Origin of the sequence: Paracoccus sp. (in: a-proteobacteria) (genome assembly GCF_030538755.1) — a bacterium.
Taxonomy (GTDB): Bacteria; Pseudomonadota; Alphaproteobacteria; order Rhodobacterales; family Rhodobacteraceae; genus Paracoccus.
The window spans coordinates 200,803-216,275 of record NZ_JAUNTJ010000004.1 but is presented as its reverse complement, the minus strand read 5'-3'; the positions used below and the strand labels follow the sequence as shown (position 1 = coordinate 216,275).

Here is a 15,473-nt window from a genome sequence, read left to right as displayed (position 1 = left end):
ATGATCGAGCGTGCTTGAATGTGCGAGAAATAGGGGTAGTTGGGTGGTTATGCACCAGAATCAACGCCGAGGCATTCAGTTCAAGCGCGCGGCGGACGATTTCGCGCGGATAGACGGGGACGTGATCGACGGTGCCGCGGCCCTGTTCCTCATCCTCGATCAGGACGTTCTTGCGGTCCAGATACAGCACGCGGAACTGTTCGGTTTCGCGGTGCGACATGGCGGTGTGGCAATAATCCAGCAAGGCGTCCCATCCCGACAGAACCGGACGGTTCATCACGCGCGCGCGCGACAGGCGCTGCGCGGCAGCCTCGACGATCTTCAATTCGGTTACGACGGCGGGGCCAACGCCGGAAACGGCGCTCAGCCGTGCGGGCGGGGCCGACAGAACCCGGTTGAAATCACCGAAATGTTCGATCAGCCGCCGCGCCAGAGGTTTGACATCCTGGCGCGGGATGGCGCGAAACAGCACCAGTTCCAGCATCTCGTAATCGGGCATGGCCGCCGCCCCGCCCGCCATGAACCGTTCGCGCAGGCGGGCGCGATGATCGGCCAGATAAGACGGCGCTGCCCGCGCGCCCGGATGCACCGGGACCAGCGCCTCATCCGTGGCGGGCGCGAACAGAGGCATCGGCGCCTCGGCAAAGTGGTTGGGTCGATTCGCTTCCATGCCGCCAGGGTGGCACGGAAGCGGTGAACAAAGCGTTAAGCCCCGGCGATTTTAGCTGCGCATTCCGTCCCAGAAACCTTTGACCTTATCGAAAAAACCGGCGGATTGCGGGCTGTTATCGGCCTTGATCGATTCAAATTCGCGCAGCAATTCGCGCTGGCGATGGGTCAGGTTGACCGGCGTTTCCACGATCAGCTCGATCAGCAGATCGCCCGCCTCGCCGTTCATGCCGGGGCCGTGGCGCAGCGGCGGCATACCCTTGCCGCGCAGGCGCATCTGCCGCCCCGATTGACTGCCCGGCGGCACCTTGACGCGCGAGCGTCCGCCGTCGATGGTCGGCACCTCGACCTCGCCACCCAGGGCGGCTGTCACCATGCTGACCGGCACCTGACAGGCCAGGGCCTTGCCGTCGCGCATGAAAATCTCATGCTCGCGCACTTCGATAAAGATATACAGATCGCCCGAGGGGCCGCCGCGCATCCCGGCCTCGCCCTCGCCGGCCAAGCGGATGCGGGTGCCGGTTTCCACGCCGGCGGGGATGTTGACCGACAGCGTGCGTTCGCGTTCGGTGCGGCCCGCGCCGTGGCAGGATTTGCAGGGATTCTTGACGATCTGGCCTTGCCCGCCGCAGGTGGGGCAGGTGCGTTCGACGGTGAAAAAGCCCTGCTGTGCCCGCACCTTGCCCATGCCCGCGCAGGTGGGGCAGGCGGCGGGTTGCGTCGCACCCTCGGCCCCGGTGCCGCTGCAATCCTCGCAGGCGGCCGAGCCGGGAACGGTGATGGTTTTCTGAATGCCGGTGAAGGCTTCTTCCAGCGAAACCCTGAGGTTATAGCGCAGATCCTGTCCGCGCTGTGCCCGGTTGCGGCCACCGCCGCCCCCGGCCCGGCGGCCCATCATGTCGCCGAACAGATCCTCGAACACATCGGCGAAGGCGGCGCCAAAATCGCCCGGATGGCCCCCGCGTCCACCGCCAAAGCCGCCGCCGCCCTCGAACGCGGCATGGCCAAAGCGGTCATAGGCCGCCTTGCGCTGATCGTCTTTCAGGCAATCGTAAGCCTCGTTCACCTCTTTGAAGGCGGATTCGGCATTCTGGTCATCCTTGTTGCGATCAGGATGCAGTTCTTTTGCCTTTTGTCGGTAGGCGCGCTTGATTTCGTCGCCCGACGCGCCGCGCGTCACCCCCAGCACTTCATAATAACAGCGTTTCGCCATGTCGTTCCCACCGGCCCTTTACGCATTGGGCCGGCCCGCAGGGTCGCGGACCGGCCCGGTTGATGGCAATCCAGATCAGTTGCGCTTCTTGTCTTCGCCCAGATCTTCGAAATCGGCGTCCACGATGTCGTCATCGACGCCGCGCGGGCCGGGTTCGCCGGCGTCTTCGCCGTCAGCGCCTTCGGACTGCGCCTTGTAGATCGCTTCGCCCAGCTTCATCGACGCATCCATGACGTTTTGAATGCCGCCACGGATCTTGCCCGCGTCGTCGCCCTTGAGCGTGTCTTCCAGCGCGCCGATCGCCAGTTCGATCGCCTCGACGGTCGAGCCATCCACCTTGTCGCCATGTTCCTCAAGCGATTTGCGGGTCGAGTGGATCAGGCTTTCAGCCTGGTTCCGGGCTTCGACCATCTCGCGCCGGGATTTGTCGGCCTCGGCATTGGCTTCGGCGTCTTTCACCATCTTTTCAATATCTTCGTCGGACAAGCCGCCCGAAGCCTGAATGGTGATGTTCTGCGACTTGCCGGTGCCCTTGTCCTTGGCGCTGACCGACACGATGCCGTTGGCGTCGATGTCGAACGTCACCTCGATCTGCGGCAGACCGCGCGGAGCGGGCGGGATGTCTTCAAGGTTGAACTGACCCAGCAGCTTGTTGTCTGCGGCCATTTCGCGTTCACCCTGGAACACCCGGATCGTCACCGCGTTCTGGTTGTCTTCGGCGGTCGAGAAGATCTGGCTTTTCTTGGTCGGAATGGTGGTGTTGCGGTCGATCAGCCGGGTAAAGACGCCGCCCAGCGTTTCGATGCCCAGCGACAGCGGGGTCACGTCCAGCAGCACCACATCCTTGACATCGCCTTGCAGCACGCCGCCCTGAATGGCCGCGCCAAGCGCCACGACCTCATCGGGGTTGACGCCCTTGTGCGGTTCCTTGCCAAAGAATTTGGTCACTTCTTCGATGACCATCGGCATCCGGGTCTGGCCGCCGACAAGGATCACCTCGTCGATTTCGTCCTTGCTGACACCGGCGTCTTTCAGGGCGTCCTGACAGGGCTTCATCGTGCGCTTGACCAGATCGCCGACCAGCGATTCCAGCTTGGCGCGGGTCAGCTTGACCACCATGTGCAGCGGCGTGCCGCTGTTTTTGTCCATGCTGATGAACGGCTGGTTGATTTCGGTCTGAGATGCCGAGGACAGTTCGATCTTGGCCTTTTCCGCCGCCTCTTTCAGGCGCTGAAGGGCCATCTTGTCCTTGGTCAGATCGACGCCGTGTTCTTTTTTGAACTCTTCCGCCAGATAGTTGACGATGCGCATGTCGAAATCTTCACCGCCAAGGAACGTGTCCCCGTTGGTCGATTTCACCTCGAACAGACCGTCGTCGATTTCCAGAATGGTGATGTCGAAGGTGCCGCCGCCAAGGTCATAAACGGCGATGGTTTTCGATTCTTTCTTGTCCAGACCATAGGCCAGCGCGGCGGCGGTGGGTTCGTTGATGATGCGCAGCACCTCAAGACCCGCGATCTTGCCGGCGTCCTTGGTGGCCTGACGCTGGGCGTCGTTGAAATAGGCCGGAACGGTGATGACGGCCTGCGTCACCGACTCGCCCAGATAGGATTCGGCGGTGTCCTTCATCTTTTGCAGGATCATCGCGCTGATCTGGGCGGGGGAATATTTTTCGCCATGCGCCTCGACCCAGGCGTCGCCGTTGCCGCCGTCAACGATGGAATAGGGAACAAGGTTCTTGTCCTTTTCCACCTCGGCGTCGGTGACGCGGCGGCCGATCAGGCGCTTGACCGCGAAAATGGTGTTGGCGGGGTTGGTGACGGCCTGACGCTTTGCCGGCTGGCCGACCAGACGTTCGCTGTCGGTAAAGGCGACGATCGAGGGGGTGGTGCGCGCACCTTCGCTGTTTTCGATGACCTTGGGCTGGCTGCCGTCCATGATGGCGACGCAGCTGTTGGTGGTGCCGAGGTCAATCCCGATGACTTTGGACATGAATATAGCCTTTCTTGCGGCGATCTGCGGGCGTTGGGTCCGTTACGGCCCCCGCCGCCCGATCCCTTGGGTGGTTCCGACAACCGGCTGGCTGGCTTGCGCCATCAACCGGCTTCGGCGTCTATATAGGAAGCGATTTGCGCGCCGCAAGCGCATGCGGCGATCCGTTGCGCACGGCGCGCGCCCGTTGCAGGGTCAGGGTGCGGCGCGCCCTCATTTGCCCATCGACCAGCTGAGCGACACGCGATTGCGGGTGACGAACTCCGCCATCAGGCCGATCATGATGACCGCGACCGTCACCCACAGCGGATATTCCACCGAGGTGCGCTGCGGGCTGTAATTGATAAAGGCAAAGCCGCGCGCCTGATCTATGATATGAAACAACGGGTTCCAGTAAAACCACGGCAGCATGAAGCTGGGGATGGTATTGGCCAGAAACATCTTGCCCGAGGCGACCATGTTGATGCGCTGATACACCATGGTCAGGATACCCGCCGCCTTGGGCCACCATGGCCGCATCGCCAGAAACACCATGCCCACGCCGCAGCCCGACAGCCAGGCCAGCAGCAGCATCGACAGGCAGCCCAGCCAGTTTTCAATCTCGATCGGGGTGATGACGGCGTGATAAAGCCACATGATGACGATGCATGACAGCATCTGTTTATACAGCGTCGCCATTGCCGCGCCGGAAATCAGCACAGCCGTGTTCAGGGGCGCGTGTTTTATCATGTTCGACGTCAGCGCGCCCGACCCTGATACGGCCCCCACGGCCTGAATATGGGTCATGAACATGAAGATGCCCGACATGATGAACACCATGAAATCGCCGCGCACCAGCGATCCCCGGATGCCCATCACATAATACATGATATAAAACGCCAGCACCATCAGCGAGCTTTGAAAGATCGCGGTCAGCAGGCCGACGACCGCGTTCCGGTCGCCCATACGCATGTTATAGACCGTCTGATGGTGGATCAGGGCCAGCGTGGTCAACGCGGCCTCGAACAGGTTTCGGTTCTTGCGCTGAACGAACATGTTAGCCCAGATGGTCGGGGCAGGCGCGGTGCTTGCCCATTGCGGATCGTCGGATCATAAAGACACAAAGGTTTCGATTCAATGAACGCCGCCGCATCTTTGCTGGCCGCGACGGGATGAAAACGATGGATTTTGAACGACTGACCGTGGAAATGCGCCGCCTTGCGCTGCAAGCTGGCGACAAGATCATGGAAATCTACGGCTCTGACGATTTCGAGGTGCGGGCGAAATCCGATGCCTCGCCGGTGACGGAAGCCGACGAAGCGGCGGATGCGCTGATTTCTGCCGGGTTGCGCGATGCCTTTCCCGATGTCGCGCTGATTACCGAAGAACAGGCTGCGACGCATGGGCAGGTCGCTGACACCTTTCTGATCGTCGATCCGCTGGATGGCACCAAGGAATTCGTCCAGCGCCGCGGCGATTTCACCGTGAATATCGCTTATGTCGAAAACGGCCAGCCCGTGCGCGGGGTGGTTTATGCTCCGGCCAAGGCGCGGCTGTTCTATACCACCGCCGATGGCCGCTCGGTCGAGGAAACCGGGCCGTTCGGGGCAGAACCGGGCGAAACCGCGCCCATCGGCGTCAATGCCATGCCCGACAATCGCGGGCTGATGGTGGTTGCCTCGAAATCGCACCGCGATGCGGCGACGGATAACTATATCGGGCGCTATGGCGTGCGCGACATGACCTCGGCCGGGTCGTCGCTGAAATTCTGTCTGGTCGCCACGGGCGAGGCGGATCTCTATCCCCGCCTTGGCCGCACGATGGAGTGGGACACGGCGGCCGGCGATGCCGTGCTGCGCGGCGCGGGCGGCGAGGTGGTGCGCTTCGACGATCACACCCCGCTGGCCTATGGCAAACCGGGGTTCGAAAACCCGTTCTTCATTGCCTACGCCCCCGGCGTTCTGCTGTTGAAAGACTGAAATGAGCGTGGTCATTGTCATCCCGGCGCGCTTTGCCTCGTCGCGCTATCCGGGCAAGCCGCTGGTCGATCTGCGCGGCGCGCAAGGCGAGGCGCGCAGCCTGATCCGCCGCAGCTGGGACGCCGCGATCACCGTGCCGGGCATCGACCGGGTTGTGGTCGCGACCGATGATTCGCGCATTGCCGATCATGCGGCGGGTTTCGGGGCCGAGGTGGTGATGACCGCAACCACCTGCCGCAATGGCACCGAACGCTGTGCCGAAGCCGTGCGCAATCTGGGAATTTCACCAGAAATCGTGGTGAATTTACAGGGCGATGCGCCGCTGACCCCGGCATGGTTCATCAGTGATCTGGTGGCCGGTCTGCGCGCCGATCCGCTGGCCGAGGTGGCGACGCCGGTGCTGCGCTGCACCGGCCAGATGCGCGCCGATCTGATCGCCGACCGCCATGCCGGTCGCGTGGGCGGCACCACTGCCGTCTTTGGCACGACCGGACATGCGCTGTATTTTTCCAAGGAAGTCATCCCCTTCGTGCCCGCCGATGTCGCGCCCGATGCCCCCAGCCCGGTGTTTCACCACGTCGGCGTCTATGCCTATCGCCCCGACGCGCTGGCCGCCTATGCGACATGGGATGAAGGCGCGCTGGAAAAGCTGGAGGGGTTAGAGCAGTTGCGTTTTCTTGAACGCGGTCGTCCGGTTTTGTGCGTCGAGGTTGATTCGCGCGGGCGCGAATTCTGGGAACTGAACAACCCGCAGGATGTCCCCCGGATCGAGGCGATGATGGCGCGCATGGGCCTGACCTGACCGAAAAGACAGGCATCCTGTTACCTGATCTGCAAGAAACCGCCTGTTTTCGCGTGGGGCGTGTCGAATTTTAAGCAGAATTCTGTTCGTGCGGGCGCGCAGTCTTGATACTGTGTCATGATGACCGCATAACGCCGCTGCGTATCGCGGCTGTGTCGCCGCGCGTATTGAGTTGAGCAGGAGCTTTAGGAATGAGTCGCAAAGTAACCAAGGCCATTTTTCCGGTCGCCGGTCTGGGAACGCGGTTCCTGCCTGCCACGAAAAGCATCCCGAAAGAGATCATGACGCTGGTTGACCGTCCGCTGATCCAATACGCCATCGACGAGGCGCGGGCCGCTGGCATCAAGGAATTCATCTTCGTGACCTCGCGCGGCAAGGGCGCGCTGGAAGATTATTTCGACCACGCGCATGAGCTTGAGGCAAGCCTGCGCGAAAAAGGCAAGAAAGACCTGCTGGAAACCCTGCGCGCCACGAATATGGAATCGGGTGCCATTGCCTATATCCGCCAGCACAAGGCGCTTGGGCTGGGTCACGCGGTCTGGTGCGCGCGCCGTCTGCTGGCCGACGAACCCTTTGCCGTGATCCTGACCGATGACGTCATTCTGGGCGAGCCGCCCTGCCTGCAACAGATGATCGAGGCGCATGAAGAAACCGGCGGCAGCATGGTTGCCACGATGGAGGTCGCGGCAGACAAGGCCTCGTCCTATGGTGTGCTGGACGTGGCCGAGGATATGGGCGCCATCGTCCGTGCCAGGGGTATGGTCGAAAAGCCCGCCCCCGGCACCGCGCCGTCGAATCTGGCCGTGATCGGGCGCTATATTCTGGCACCGACCGTGATGCAGAACCTGAACAAGCTGCGCGCCGGCTCGGGCGGGGAAATTCAGTTGACCGACGCCATCGCCGACGAAATCACCGCGGGCCGCGATGTGTTCGGCCTGCGCTTCCGTGGCCAGCGTTTCGATTGCGGCAGCAAGATCGGCTTTTTGCAGGCGACGGTTGCCTTTGGGCTGGAACGGGATGAGCTGAAGGGCGAATTCTCGGACTATCTGTCCAATCTGATGTCGGTTCGCCGCGCGGCGGAATAACGGCGGAGTGATATGGCGGACAAGGTTCTGGTGACGGGTGGTGCGGGCTATATCGGCTCGCACGCGTGCAAGGCATTGGCGGCGGCGGGCTATGTGCCGGTGACGTTCGACAGTCTGGTGACGGGCTGGCGCGATGCGGTGAAATTCGGCCCCTTTGTTCACGGCGATCTGGCGGATCGTGCCGCGCTGGACGCGGCTTTTGCCGAACATCGCCCGGTGGCCGTGATGCACTTTGCCGCGCTCAGCCAGGTGGGCGAGGCGATGGCCAAGCCCGGCCTGTATTGGCGCGCCAATGTCGCCTGTTCGCTGAACCTGATCGAAGCGACGCTGGCCGCCGGGGTGCGCGACTTTGTGTTCAGCTCGACCTGTGCCACCTATGGCGATCATGATGGCGTCGTGCTGGACGAAAACACTCCGCAACAGCCGCTGAACGCCTATGGTGCCAGCAAGCGCGCGATCGAGGATATGCTGCGCGATTTCGGCGCCTCGGACGGGCTGCGCAGTGTGATCTTTCGTTATTTCAACGTCGCGGGGGCCGACCCCGATGCCGAGGTGGGCGAATTTCACCGGCCCGAAACCCATCTGATTCCGCTGATCCTTGATGCGGTGGACGGGCGGCGTCCGGCGCTGACCATTCATGGCACCGATTACCCGACGCCCGACGGCACCTGCATCCGCGATTATGTGCATGTCAGTGATCTGGTCGATGCGCATGTTCTGGGCCTGAAATGGCTGCGCGATGGCCGCGACAGCCGCGTGTTCTGCCTTGGCACCGGCACCGGCTTTTCCGTGCGCGAGGTGGTGGACGAAACCCGCCACGTTACCAACCGCCCCGTCCCGATGGCCGAGGGGCCGCGCCGTGCCGGTGATGCCGTGCAACTGGTCTGCGGCAGCGCGCGCGCGCGCGATGAACTGGGCTGGTCGCCGGATCGGTCCACCATGCGGCAGATGATCGGTGACGCCTGGCGGTGGCATCAGAACGGGCATTATCAGGGGTGAATGTCACCCTGCCGCCGCCATCCGTGCATCCGTTGCGCGATCTCTGGTCGGCTTGGCGGGCACGCTGGAAACGGCGCTCACTTCTGTGGCGGATCATCCATGCCCGCCGCGCGCTGACTCTGCTTTGCGACCGGACCGGCGCGATCCGGCCGGGCGATCTGCTGGCCTTTGCCGTCATCCGCGATGAATCGTTGCGCCTGCCGGGCTGGCTGGATCATTACCGCGCCATGGGGGTGCGGCATTTCCTGATCGTCGATCACGACAGTCGCGATGACAGCGCCGATCTGCTGACCGCTGCGCCCGATGTATCGCTGTGGCGGGCGCAGGGTGGATACCGGGCGTCGCGCTTTGGCATGGACTGGCTGGGTTGGCTGTTGGCGCGTTACGGACACGGGCACTGGTGCCTGACGGTCGATGCCGATGAACTGCTGGTCTATCCCGGCTGGCCGGATCGCCTGCTGCCCGATGTCGCGGCGGCGCTGGACAAGGCGGGCCGCAGCGCCATGGGTGCCCTGATGCTGGACCTGTTTCCCAAGGGGCGGCTGGACGCGCCGATCCCGCCGGGGCAGGGCGTTCTGGATCACCTGTGCTGGTTCGACGCCGGTCCCTATCAGACGCAGATTCAGCGCCCGCGCCTGAACAGGTGGACGCAGGGGGGCACCCGCCAGCGCGTCTTTTTCGCCGATCAGCCCCGGCGCGGGCCGACCCTGAACAAGCTGCCGCTGGTGCGCTGGAACCGCCGCTGGGTCTATGTCGTCTCGACTCATTCGATGCTGCCGCGCGGGCTGAACGCTGCCTATGACGGGCCGGGCGATTCACGGCTGTCGGGCGTTCTGCTGCACACCAAATTCCTGCCCGACGCCCCCGCCAACGCCCGACGAGAGGCCGCACGCGGCGAACATTTTTCCGAACCTGAGGCGTTTGGCCCCTATTATGCCGCCGTCGCCGGGGCGCCTGATCTGTGGCACCCGGCGGCGCATCGCTGGTCGGGGGATTGGCGGCAATTGGCCGAACTTGGGCTGATGGGGCAGGATGATCGTCCTATGCGTGCGTGAAATCTCTTGCATCGGGGTGGCTTAGGCCGCATTCCGGGTCGAGTCTCACGAAACCGTAATTCACAGGCTGAATGTTTTCGTCCCAATGGTTTCAGCAACAGCTGCGCGGTATGCGCAAGCGGGCCGAGCGGCAGTGGCTGCTCGGCCGCGCCGTGCGTCGTCGCCGCGCGCTGTCGCCGGTGGCGGTGCGGGCGGCGCAGATCAGGCCCGGCGATATTCTGCTGTTTTCCGCCATGCGGAACGAACGCATCCGGCTGCCCTATTTCATGGATTATTATCGGCGGATGGGGGTTTCGCATTTCCTGATCGTCGATAACGACAGCACCGATGGCAGCCGGGCATGGCTGGCCGATCAGCCGGATGTGTCGCTGTGGCGCACGCAGGCCAGCTATAAGACGGCGCGTTTCGGGATGGATTGGATCAACTGGCTGCTGATGCGCTATGGCAGCGGTTATTGGTGCCTGACCGTCGATCCCGATGAATTTCTGGTCTATCCGCATTGCGACCGTCGCCCGCTGGCGGCGCTGACCGACTGGCTGGATGCCTCGGGCCTGCGGTCTTTTCCGGCGATGCTGCTGGATATGTATCCCAAAGGGCCAATCGACGCCCAGCCTTATACCGAAGGCACCGACCCGTTCACCATTGCCCGCTGGTTCGATCCGGCGAATTATTCGATCCGCAAGGACCGTCGCTATGGCAACCTGTGGATTCAGGGCGGCCCGCGCGCCCGTGCCTTTTTCGCCGATGATCCGCTGTCCGGTCCGGCGCTGAACAAGACCCCGCTGGTCCGGTGGCACTGGCGCTATGCCTATGCCAGTTCCATGCATATGCTGCTGCCACGCGCGCTGAATCTGGTCTATGACGAAGACGGCGGCGAGGCGGTATCAGGCTGTCTGCTGCACGCGAAATTCCTGTCCACACTGGCTGAAAAAGCGTCCGAGGAACTGGACCGGCGCCAGCACTATGCCGGCAGTCAGGAATACCGGGCCTATCATCGCGGGGTCGGGCAGGGTGTCGATCTGTGGTGCCCGGCATCGCAGGAATACCGCGACTGGCAACAGCTTGAAGATCTGGGCCTGATGTCGCGCGGTGGCTGGGCATGAGCGCGGGCAGCCCTGTGCGCCTGGGCGTGATCCTGCTGTGCCATCAGCGGCTGGATCTGGCCGCGCGGATGGCCCGGCTGTGGGCAGCAGGCGGCGCGGCGGTGTCGGTTCATATCGACGCCAAAACCCCGATCGTCGAGGCGCATCAGATGCGCTATGCCCTTGCCGATCTGCCGCAGGTGCGGTTCTGCCGCCGTCGCCATTGCGAATGGGGCAGCTTCAGTCTGGTGCAGGCAACGCAGGATGCTGCCGAACTGCTGCTGGATCAGTTTCCCGATCTGACGCATGTGCTGCTGGCCTCGGGTTCCTGCCTGCCGCTGCGTCCGGTGGCTGAGCTTTGCGCCTATCTGGGCTGCGACCCCGCGCGCGACCATATCGAAAGCACGAATGCCACCGATGTGAACTGGGCCGTTGGCGGTCTGGACAGCGAACGGTTCACGCTGTTTTTCCCCTTTGACTGGCGTCGCCATCCCCGCATGTTCGACCGTGCCGTGCGGCTTCAGCGGTGGCTGGGCATTCGCCGCCGGATGCCCGCAGGCATCGCGCCGCATCTGGGGTCGCAATGGTGGTGCCTGACCACGCGAACGCTGCGCGCCATCCTGTCCGACCCCCGGCGCGAGGAATTCGACCGCTATTTTCGCGGCACATGGATCCCCGATGAGTGCTATTTCCAGACCCTTGTGCGCCGCCATTCGCCCCGCATCGAAAGCAGATCGCTGACGCTGGCCAAGTTCGACGATCAGGGCCGCCCCTATCAGTTCTATGACGATCAGCAGGATATGTTGCAGGCGTCAGGCTGCTTTGTCGCGCGCAAGATCTGGCCGCGCGCCGCCGGGCTGTATGCGCATTTTCCGCAACCCGCGCCCGCCACGACGCAGCCCGATCCGGGCCGGATCGCGCAGTTGATCGACCGTGCCGTGGCCCGGCGAACTCTGGGGCGGCCGGGGCTGTATATGCAAAGCCGCTTTCCCCGCAAAGATCGCGAAAACGGCAAGACATCCGCCCCTTATGCGGTGTTTCAGGGCTTTACCGACCTGTTCCCCGATTTCGAGGACTGGCTGGCCGCGCGGATCAGCGCGGATGTGCATGGCCATCTGTTCAGCCCCGACGGCGTTGAGTTCGCCGGTCGCCCCGCCATCGGGCCGGGGGCGATCCCCGACAGCCCGGCCTTGCGCGATCACGACCCCAAGGGGTTCCTGACCTCGCTGATCCGTATCAGCCCACGGATGCAGGTGTTTCAGCACGCCCCGCGCGACAGTCAGGAACTGAACTGGTTCGTCGCAACCGATCCGAATGCGCGGCTGTTCGTCATCACCGGCGCATGGGCGGTGCCGCTGATTGCGTCCGACATGCCCTTTGACGACATCCGCCGCGCCGCCGCGCTGTTTCAGCGGGCCGAACAGGCGCATCTTCAGATCTTGCGCTCGGTCTGGGTCAAGGCGCAGGTGAGGATCTGGGATCTGGCCGCGTTTCTGAACCAGCCCGAAGCGGTGCTGGATGCGGCTCTGCGCCAGATCGACGGCTCTGCTGCCGGGGCCGCGCCTTTGCCGCCGATGCGGTCGCTGGATGGCCTGCCCGATCTGCTGCGACGGTTGCGCAATGCCGGGCTTCGGTCCTACCTGACCGGCAATATCAACCCCGCCGACGAATCCGAGGCCGCCGATGTCTGACCCCGCCTATCGCAGCTATGTCATCTTTGCCGGGATGCGCACCGGGTCCAATCTGCTTGAGGCGACGCTGAACCGTATCCGCCGCGTCACCTGTTTTGGCGAGGCGTTCAACCCCTATATGATGGGCTGGCCCGACAAGGACGAATTGCAGGGCGTCACCCGCGCCGAACGCGAGGCCGACCCGCATCTGCTGCTGCGCAAGCTGCTGGACAAGCCGAACCACCTGCCGGGGTTCCGTTACTTTCCGGGGCATGATCCGCGTGTGCTGGACGCGATCCTTGCCGACCGCAGTTGTGCCAAGGTGGTGCTGACCCGCAACCCGCTGGACAGCTATGTCTCGACCCGGCTGGCGCAAGAAACGAACCAGTGGAAGCTGAACGAAACCGAAACCCCGATCCCGGCCAGCATCACCTTTGACCCCGCCGGTTTCCGCGAGATGCTGTCGGAAACCGAGGCGTTTCTGGCCGGGGTCATGCAGCGTTTGCAGGCCAGCGGCCAGTCGGCCTTCTGGCTGGGCTATGACGATCTGCGCGATGCCGATGTGATGACGGGGCTGCTGCACTGGCTGGGCCGTCGCGATCTGGAGCGGGTGGAACCGGCCACCGATCAGGTGCCGCAAAACCCGCGCCCGATGGCGGAAAAGGTCAGCAATCTGGGGGCAATGCGCGATGCGCTGGCCGCGATGGACCCGTTTGGTCTGACCCGCATTCCGGGGTTCGAGCCGCGCCGTGGCCCCGCCGTGCCATCCTTCCTGACGGTCGGGGCAGGGCGCGGCCTGCTGTTCATGCCGGTGCGCGGCGGCCCTACCGAAGCGGTGGGTGACTGGATGGCCGGTCTGGGCCAGTTGGGTCGCGACTATACTCAGTCCAGCTTGCGCGGCTGGCGGCGCGACCACCCCGGCCATCGCGCCTTTACCGTGCTGCGCCATCCCTTGCTGCGGGCATGGGTGGCGTTTCAGCATGTGCTGGCGGCGGCCAAACCCGACCTGCGCCGCACCCTGCGCGATGTCCACCGCGTCGCGCTGCCCCCGGATGAGGAACTGGCGCTGATGGACGATGCCGCGCAGGCGCGGCACTTTACCGAGTTTCTGCTGTTCCTGCGCCGCAACCTGAACGGCCAAAGCAGCCTGCCCACCCACCCCGGCTGGGCCAGCCAGTCCGAGGTGATCGCAGGGTTTTCCCGCTTTGGCAGCCCCGATCTGATCGCGCGCGAAGATGATCTGCCCGATGAAATGGCCATGCTGACGCACCGCACCGGCATATCGCCCACGCCCAATCCGCCCGCGCCGGAAACATGGCCCGGCTTTCTGGCCGACCCGGATCTGGCAAACGCCGCCCGCAATGCTTATGCGCGCGACTTTGCTGCCTTTGGCTTTGACCGCCTGCCGCGCATCTAACGCCTACTGCCGGACAGCACCGGCAAAAATGCCCGGACCAAGCCCGCCGATCACAACCGCTCGGCCCCGGCGGCGCTGTCTTTCGTTTCAAAATATCCTCGGGGGTCCGGGGGCAGACAGCCCCCGGTTCCGACATTTCAGCCCTGCAAAACCGCGACGATTTCGGCCTGCTTTTCCTGCACCAGATCGCTGTCGCCATCCGATTCCAGATTCAGACGCACAACGGGTTCGGTGTTGGATTTCCGCAGGTTGAACCGCCAGTTGCCGAAATCCAGCGAAACACCGTCCATATCGTCGCGGCTGGTGGCCTGCGGGGCGAATGTTTCGATGACACGGGCGATGGATACATCGGGATCGGTCAGACGATAGTTGCTTTCGCCCGACGAGGGGTAAAGCCGCATCCGTTCCGACAACAGATCCGCCAGCGATTTTCCCTTGCGCGACAGCAGTTCCACCACCAGCAACCATGGGATCATGCCGCTGTCGCAATAGAAAAAGTCGCGGAAATAGTGGTGAGCCGACATCTCGCCGCCATAGATCGCGCCAACATCGCGCATCTTGCGCTTGATAAAGGCGTGGCCGGTCTTGGATTGCACGGCCTCGCCGCCCGCTTCGGCAATCATGGCGCGGGTATTCATCACCACGCGGGGATCGTGGACAACCTTTTCGCCCGGCGATTTTTCCAGAAAGGCCGCCCCCAAAAGGCCGACGATATATTCGCCCGGAATGAACCGCCCTGTTTCGTCAAAAAAGAAGCAGCGGTCAAAGTCGCCATCCCAAGCGACGCCCAGATCCGCGCCTTCGGCCCGGACGGCATCCGATGTGCGCGGCTGGTTTTCGGGCAGCAGCGGGTTGGGAATGCCGTTGGGAAAGCTGGAATCGACGTCATGGTGCATCCGCACAAAGGTCAGCGGCGCGCCACGGCGTTCCAGTTCGGCGGCAATGGCGTCAAAGGTCGGCCCGGCGGTGCCGTTGCCGGCGTTGACCAGAATCTTCATCGGGCGCAGTGCAGCCACATCGACGAAATCGGCCATGGCCTTGGCATAAGTGTCGCGCGCCTCGCGGAAGTCGGTGACGCTGCCGACCTTTGCTGCGGCGAATTCGCCGCTTTGCGCCAGTTCGACGATCGGCGGCAGTTCGGTTGCCGGGTCCAGCGGGGCGGACCCCTGACCGACGATCTTCATGCCGTTATAGCTGATCGGATTGTGCGAGGCCGTGACCTCGATCCCGCCATCGGCCCCGAAATGGCCGGTGGCGAAATAAACCTCTTCGGTGCCGGCCAGGCCCAGGTCCAGCACATCGGCCCCGCCTTCGGTCAGGCCGCGGATCAGCGCCGTTGCCAGTTCGGGCGAAGATTCGCGGCTGTCGCGGCCGACCACCACCTTTTTCGCACCGCGCGCCTGCGCAAAGGCGCGGCCGACGCGATAGGCCACATCGGCGTCCAGATCGACCCCCAGTTCGCCGCGCACGTCATAAGCCTTGAAACAGGTGATCGGGCGATGGCCCATGGAAAGTGGCGTCGTCATCGTGG

Annotated in this window: 13 protein-coding genes; 8 read left to right on the top strand and 5 right to left on the bottom strand. The window is 63.6% G+C overall.

The annotated features are described in order from the left end of the window. The 4 genes from Q4G14_RS04290 to Q4G14_RS04275 form a co-directional block, all read right to left on the bottom strand. A partial coding sequence (locus Q4G14_RS04290) for a RadC family protein (RefSeq protein WP_303360481.1) occupies window positions 1–670 on the bottom strand: 670 nt, incomplete at its 3' end. A 51-nt stretch (window positions 671–721) separates the two neighbouring features. Beyond that, window positions 722–1,882: a molecular chaperone DnaJ gene (gene dnaJ, locus Q4G14_RS04285; protein ID WP_303360480.1), complete on the bottom strand. Its 1,161-nt coding sequence runs from the start codon at window positions 1,880–1,882 to the stop codon at window positions 722–724. Between the two features lie 75 nt (window positions 1,883–1,957). After that, a complete protein-coding gene (dnaK, locus tag Q4G14_RS04280) occupies window positions 1,958–3,874 on the bottom strand; it encodes a molecular chaperone DnaK (protein ID WP_303360479.1) in 1,917 nt (638 codons plus the stop codon). A 213-nt stretch (window positions 3,875–4,087) separates the two neighbouring features. Beyond that, the gene (locus Q4G14_RS04275) at window positions 4,088–4,909 is read right to left on the bottom strand and encodes an ABC transporter permease (protein ID WP_303360478.1); all 822 of its coding nucleotides are present in this window, start codon (window positions 4,907–4,909) and stop codon (window positions 4,088–4,090) included. A 125-nt stretch (window positions 4,910–5,034) separates the two neighbouring features. Between Q4G14_RS04275 and cysQ the strand changes: the two genes are divergently transcribed. The 8 genes from cysQ to Q4G14_RS04235 all read left to right on the top strand — a co-directional run bounded on the left by cysQ (window position 5,035) and on the right by Q4G14_RS04235 (window position 13,942). Further along, on the top strand, window positions 5,035–5,832 hold the full coding sequence (cysQ, locus tag Q4G14_RS04270) for a 3'(2'),5'-bisphosphate nucleotidase CysQ (protein WP_303360477.1): 798 nt from the start codon (window positions 5,035–5,037) through the stop codon (window positions 5,830–5,832). A 1-nt stretch (window position 5,833) separates the two neighbouring features. Beyond that, complete coding sequence (locus Q4G14_RS04265; protein WP_303360476.1) at window positions 5,834–6,634, top strand: 3-deoxy-manno-octulosonate cytidylyltransferase; 801 nt, start codon at window positions 5,834–5,836, stop codon at window positions 6,632–6,634. Between the two features lie 191 nt (window positions 6,635–6,825). Next, window positions 6,826–7,719, top strand: a complete 894-nt coding sequence (locus tag Q4G14_RS04260) for a UTP--glucose-1-phosphate uridylyltransferase (protein ID WP_303360475.1) — start codon at window positions 6,826–6,828, stop codon at window positions 7,717–7,719. Window positions 7,720–7,731: 12 nt separating this feature from the next. Continuing rightward, window positions 7,732–8,718: a UDP-glucose 4-epimerase GalE gene (gene galE, locus Q4G14_RS04255; RefSeq protein ID WP_303360474.1), complete on the top strand. Its 987-nt coding sequence runs from the start codon at window positions 7,732–7,734 to the stop codon at window positions 8,716–8,718. A 23-nt stretch (window positions 8,719–8,741) separates the two neighbouring features. Continuing rightward, window positions 8,742–9,773: a glycosyltransferase family 2 protein gene (locus Q4G14_RS04250; protein WP_368661308.1), complete on the top strand. Its 1,032-nt coding sequence runs from the start codon at window positions 8,742–8,744 to the stop codon at window positions 9,771–9,773. A 71-nt stretch (window positions 9,774–9,844) separates the two neighbouring features. Beyond that, complete coding sequence (locus Q4G14_RS04245) at window positions 9,845–10,876, top strand: glycosyltransferase family 2 protein (protein WP_303360472.1); 1,032 nt, start codon at window positions 9,845–9,847, stop codon at window positions 10,874–10,876. Continuing rightward, complete coding sequence (locus Q4G14_RS04240) at window positions 10,873–12,546, top strand: beta-1,6-N-acetylglucosaminyltransferase (RefSeq protein ID WP_303360471.1); 1,674 nt, start codon at window positions 10,873–10,875, stop codon at window positions 12,544–12,546. Before Q4G14_RS04245 ends, Q4G14_RS04240 begins: the two co-directional genes overlap by 4 nt. Then, window positions 12,539–13,942, top strand: a complete 1,404-nt coding sequence (locus Q4G14_RS04235; protein WP_303360470.1) for a hypothetical protein — start codon at window positions 12,539–12,541, stop codon at window positions 13,940–13,942. The genes Q4G14_RS04240 and Q4G14_RS04235 overlap by 8 nt, the downstream gene beginning before the upstream one ends. A gap of 137 nt (window positions 13,943–14,079) precedes the next feature. On the opposite strand, the gene Q4G14_RS04230 is transcribed toward Q4G14_RS04235, so the two are convergent. Beyond that, window positions 14,080–15,468: a phosphomannomutase gene (locus tag Q4G14_RS04230; protein WP_303360469.1), complete on the bottom strand. Its 1,389-nt coding sequence runs from the start codon at window positions 15,466–15,468 to the stop codon at window positions 14,080–14,082. Between the last annotated feature and the right edge of the window lie 5 nt (window positions 15,469–15,473).

Coding starts and splice junctions, on each gene's coding strand:
- Q4G14_RS04230 (WP_303360469.1), bottom strand. CDS start 15,468: ATGACGACGCCACTTTCCATGGGCCATCGCCCGATCACCTGTTTCAAG.
- galE (WP_303360474.1), top strand. CDS start 7,732: ATGGCGGACAAGGTTCTGGTGACGGGTGGTGCGGGCTATATCGGCTCG.
- Q4G14_RS04245 (WP_303360472.1), top strand. CDS start 9,845: ATGTTTTCGTCCCAATGGTTTCAGCAACAGCTGCGCGGTATGCGCAAG.
- Q4G14_RS04235 (WP_303360470.1), top strand. CDS start 12,539: ATGTCTGACCCCGCCTATCGCAGCTATGTCATCTTTGCCGGGATGCGC.
- Q4G14_RS04265 (WP_303360476.1), top strand. CDS start 5,834: ATGAGCGTGGTCATTGTCATCCCGGCGCGCTTTGCCTCGTCGCGCTAT.
- dnaJ (WP_303360480.1), bottom strand. CDS start 1,882: ATGGCGAAACGCTGTTATTATGAAGTGCTGGGGGTGACGCGCGGCGCG.
- dnaK (WP_303360479.1), bottom strand. CDS start 3,874: ATGTCCAAAGTCATCGGGATTGACCTCGGCACCACCAACAGCTGCGTC.
- cysQ (WP_303360477.1), top strand. CDS start 5,035: ATGGATTTTGAACGACTGACCGTGGAAATGCGCCGCCTTGCGCTGCAA.
- Q4G14_RS04240 (WP_303360471.1), top strand. CDS start 10,873: ATGAGCGCGGGCAGCCCTGTGCGCCTGGGCGTGATCCTGCTGTGCCAT.
- Q4G14_RS04275 (WP_303360478.1), bottom strand. CDS start 4,909: ATGTTCGTTCAGCGCAAGAACCGAAACCTGTTCGAGGCCGCGTTGACC.
- Q4G14_RS04260 (WP_303360475.1), top strand. CDS start 6,826: ATGAGTCGCAAAGTAACCAAGGCCATTTTTCCGGTCGCCGGTCTGGGA.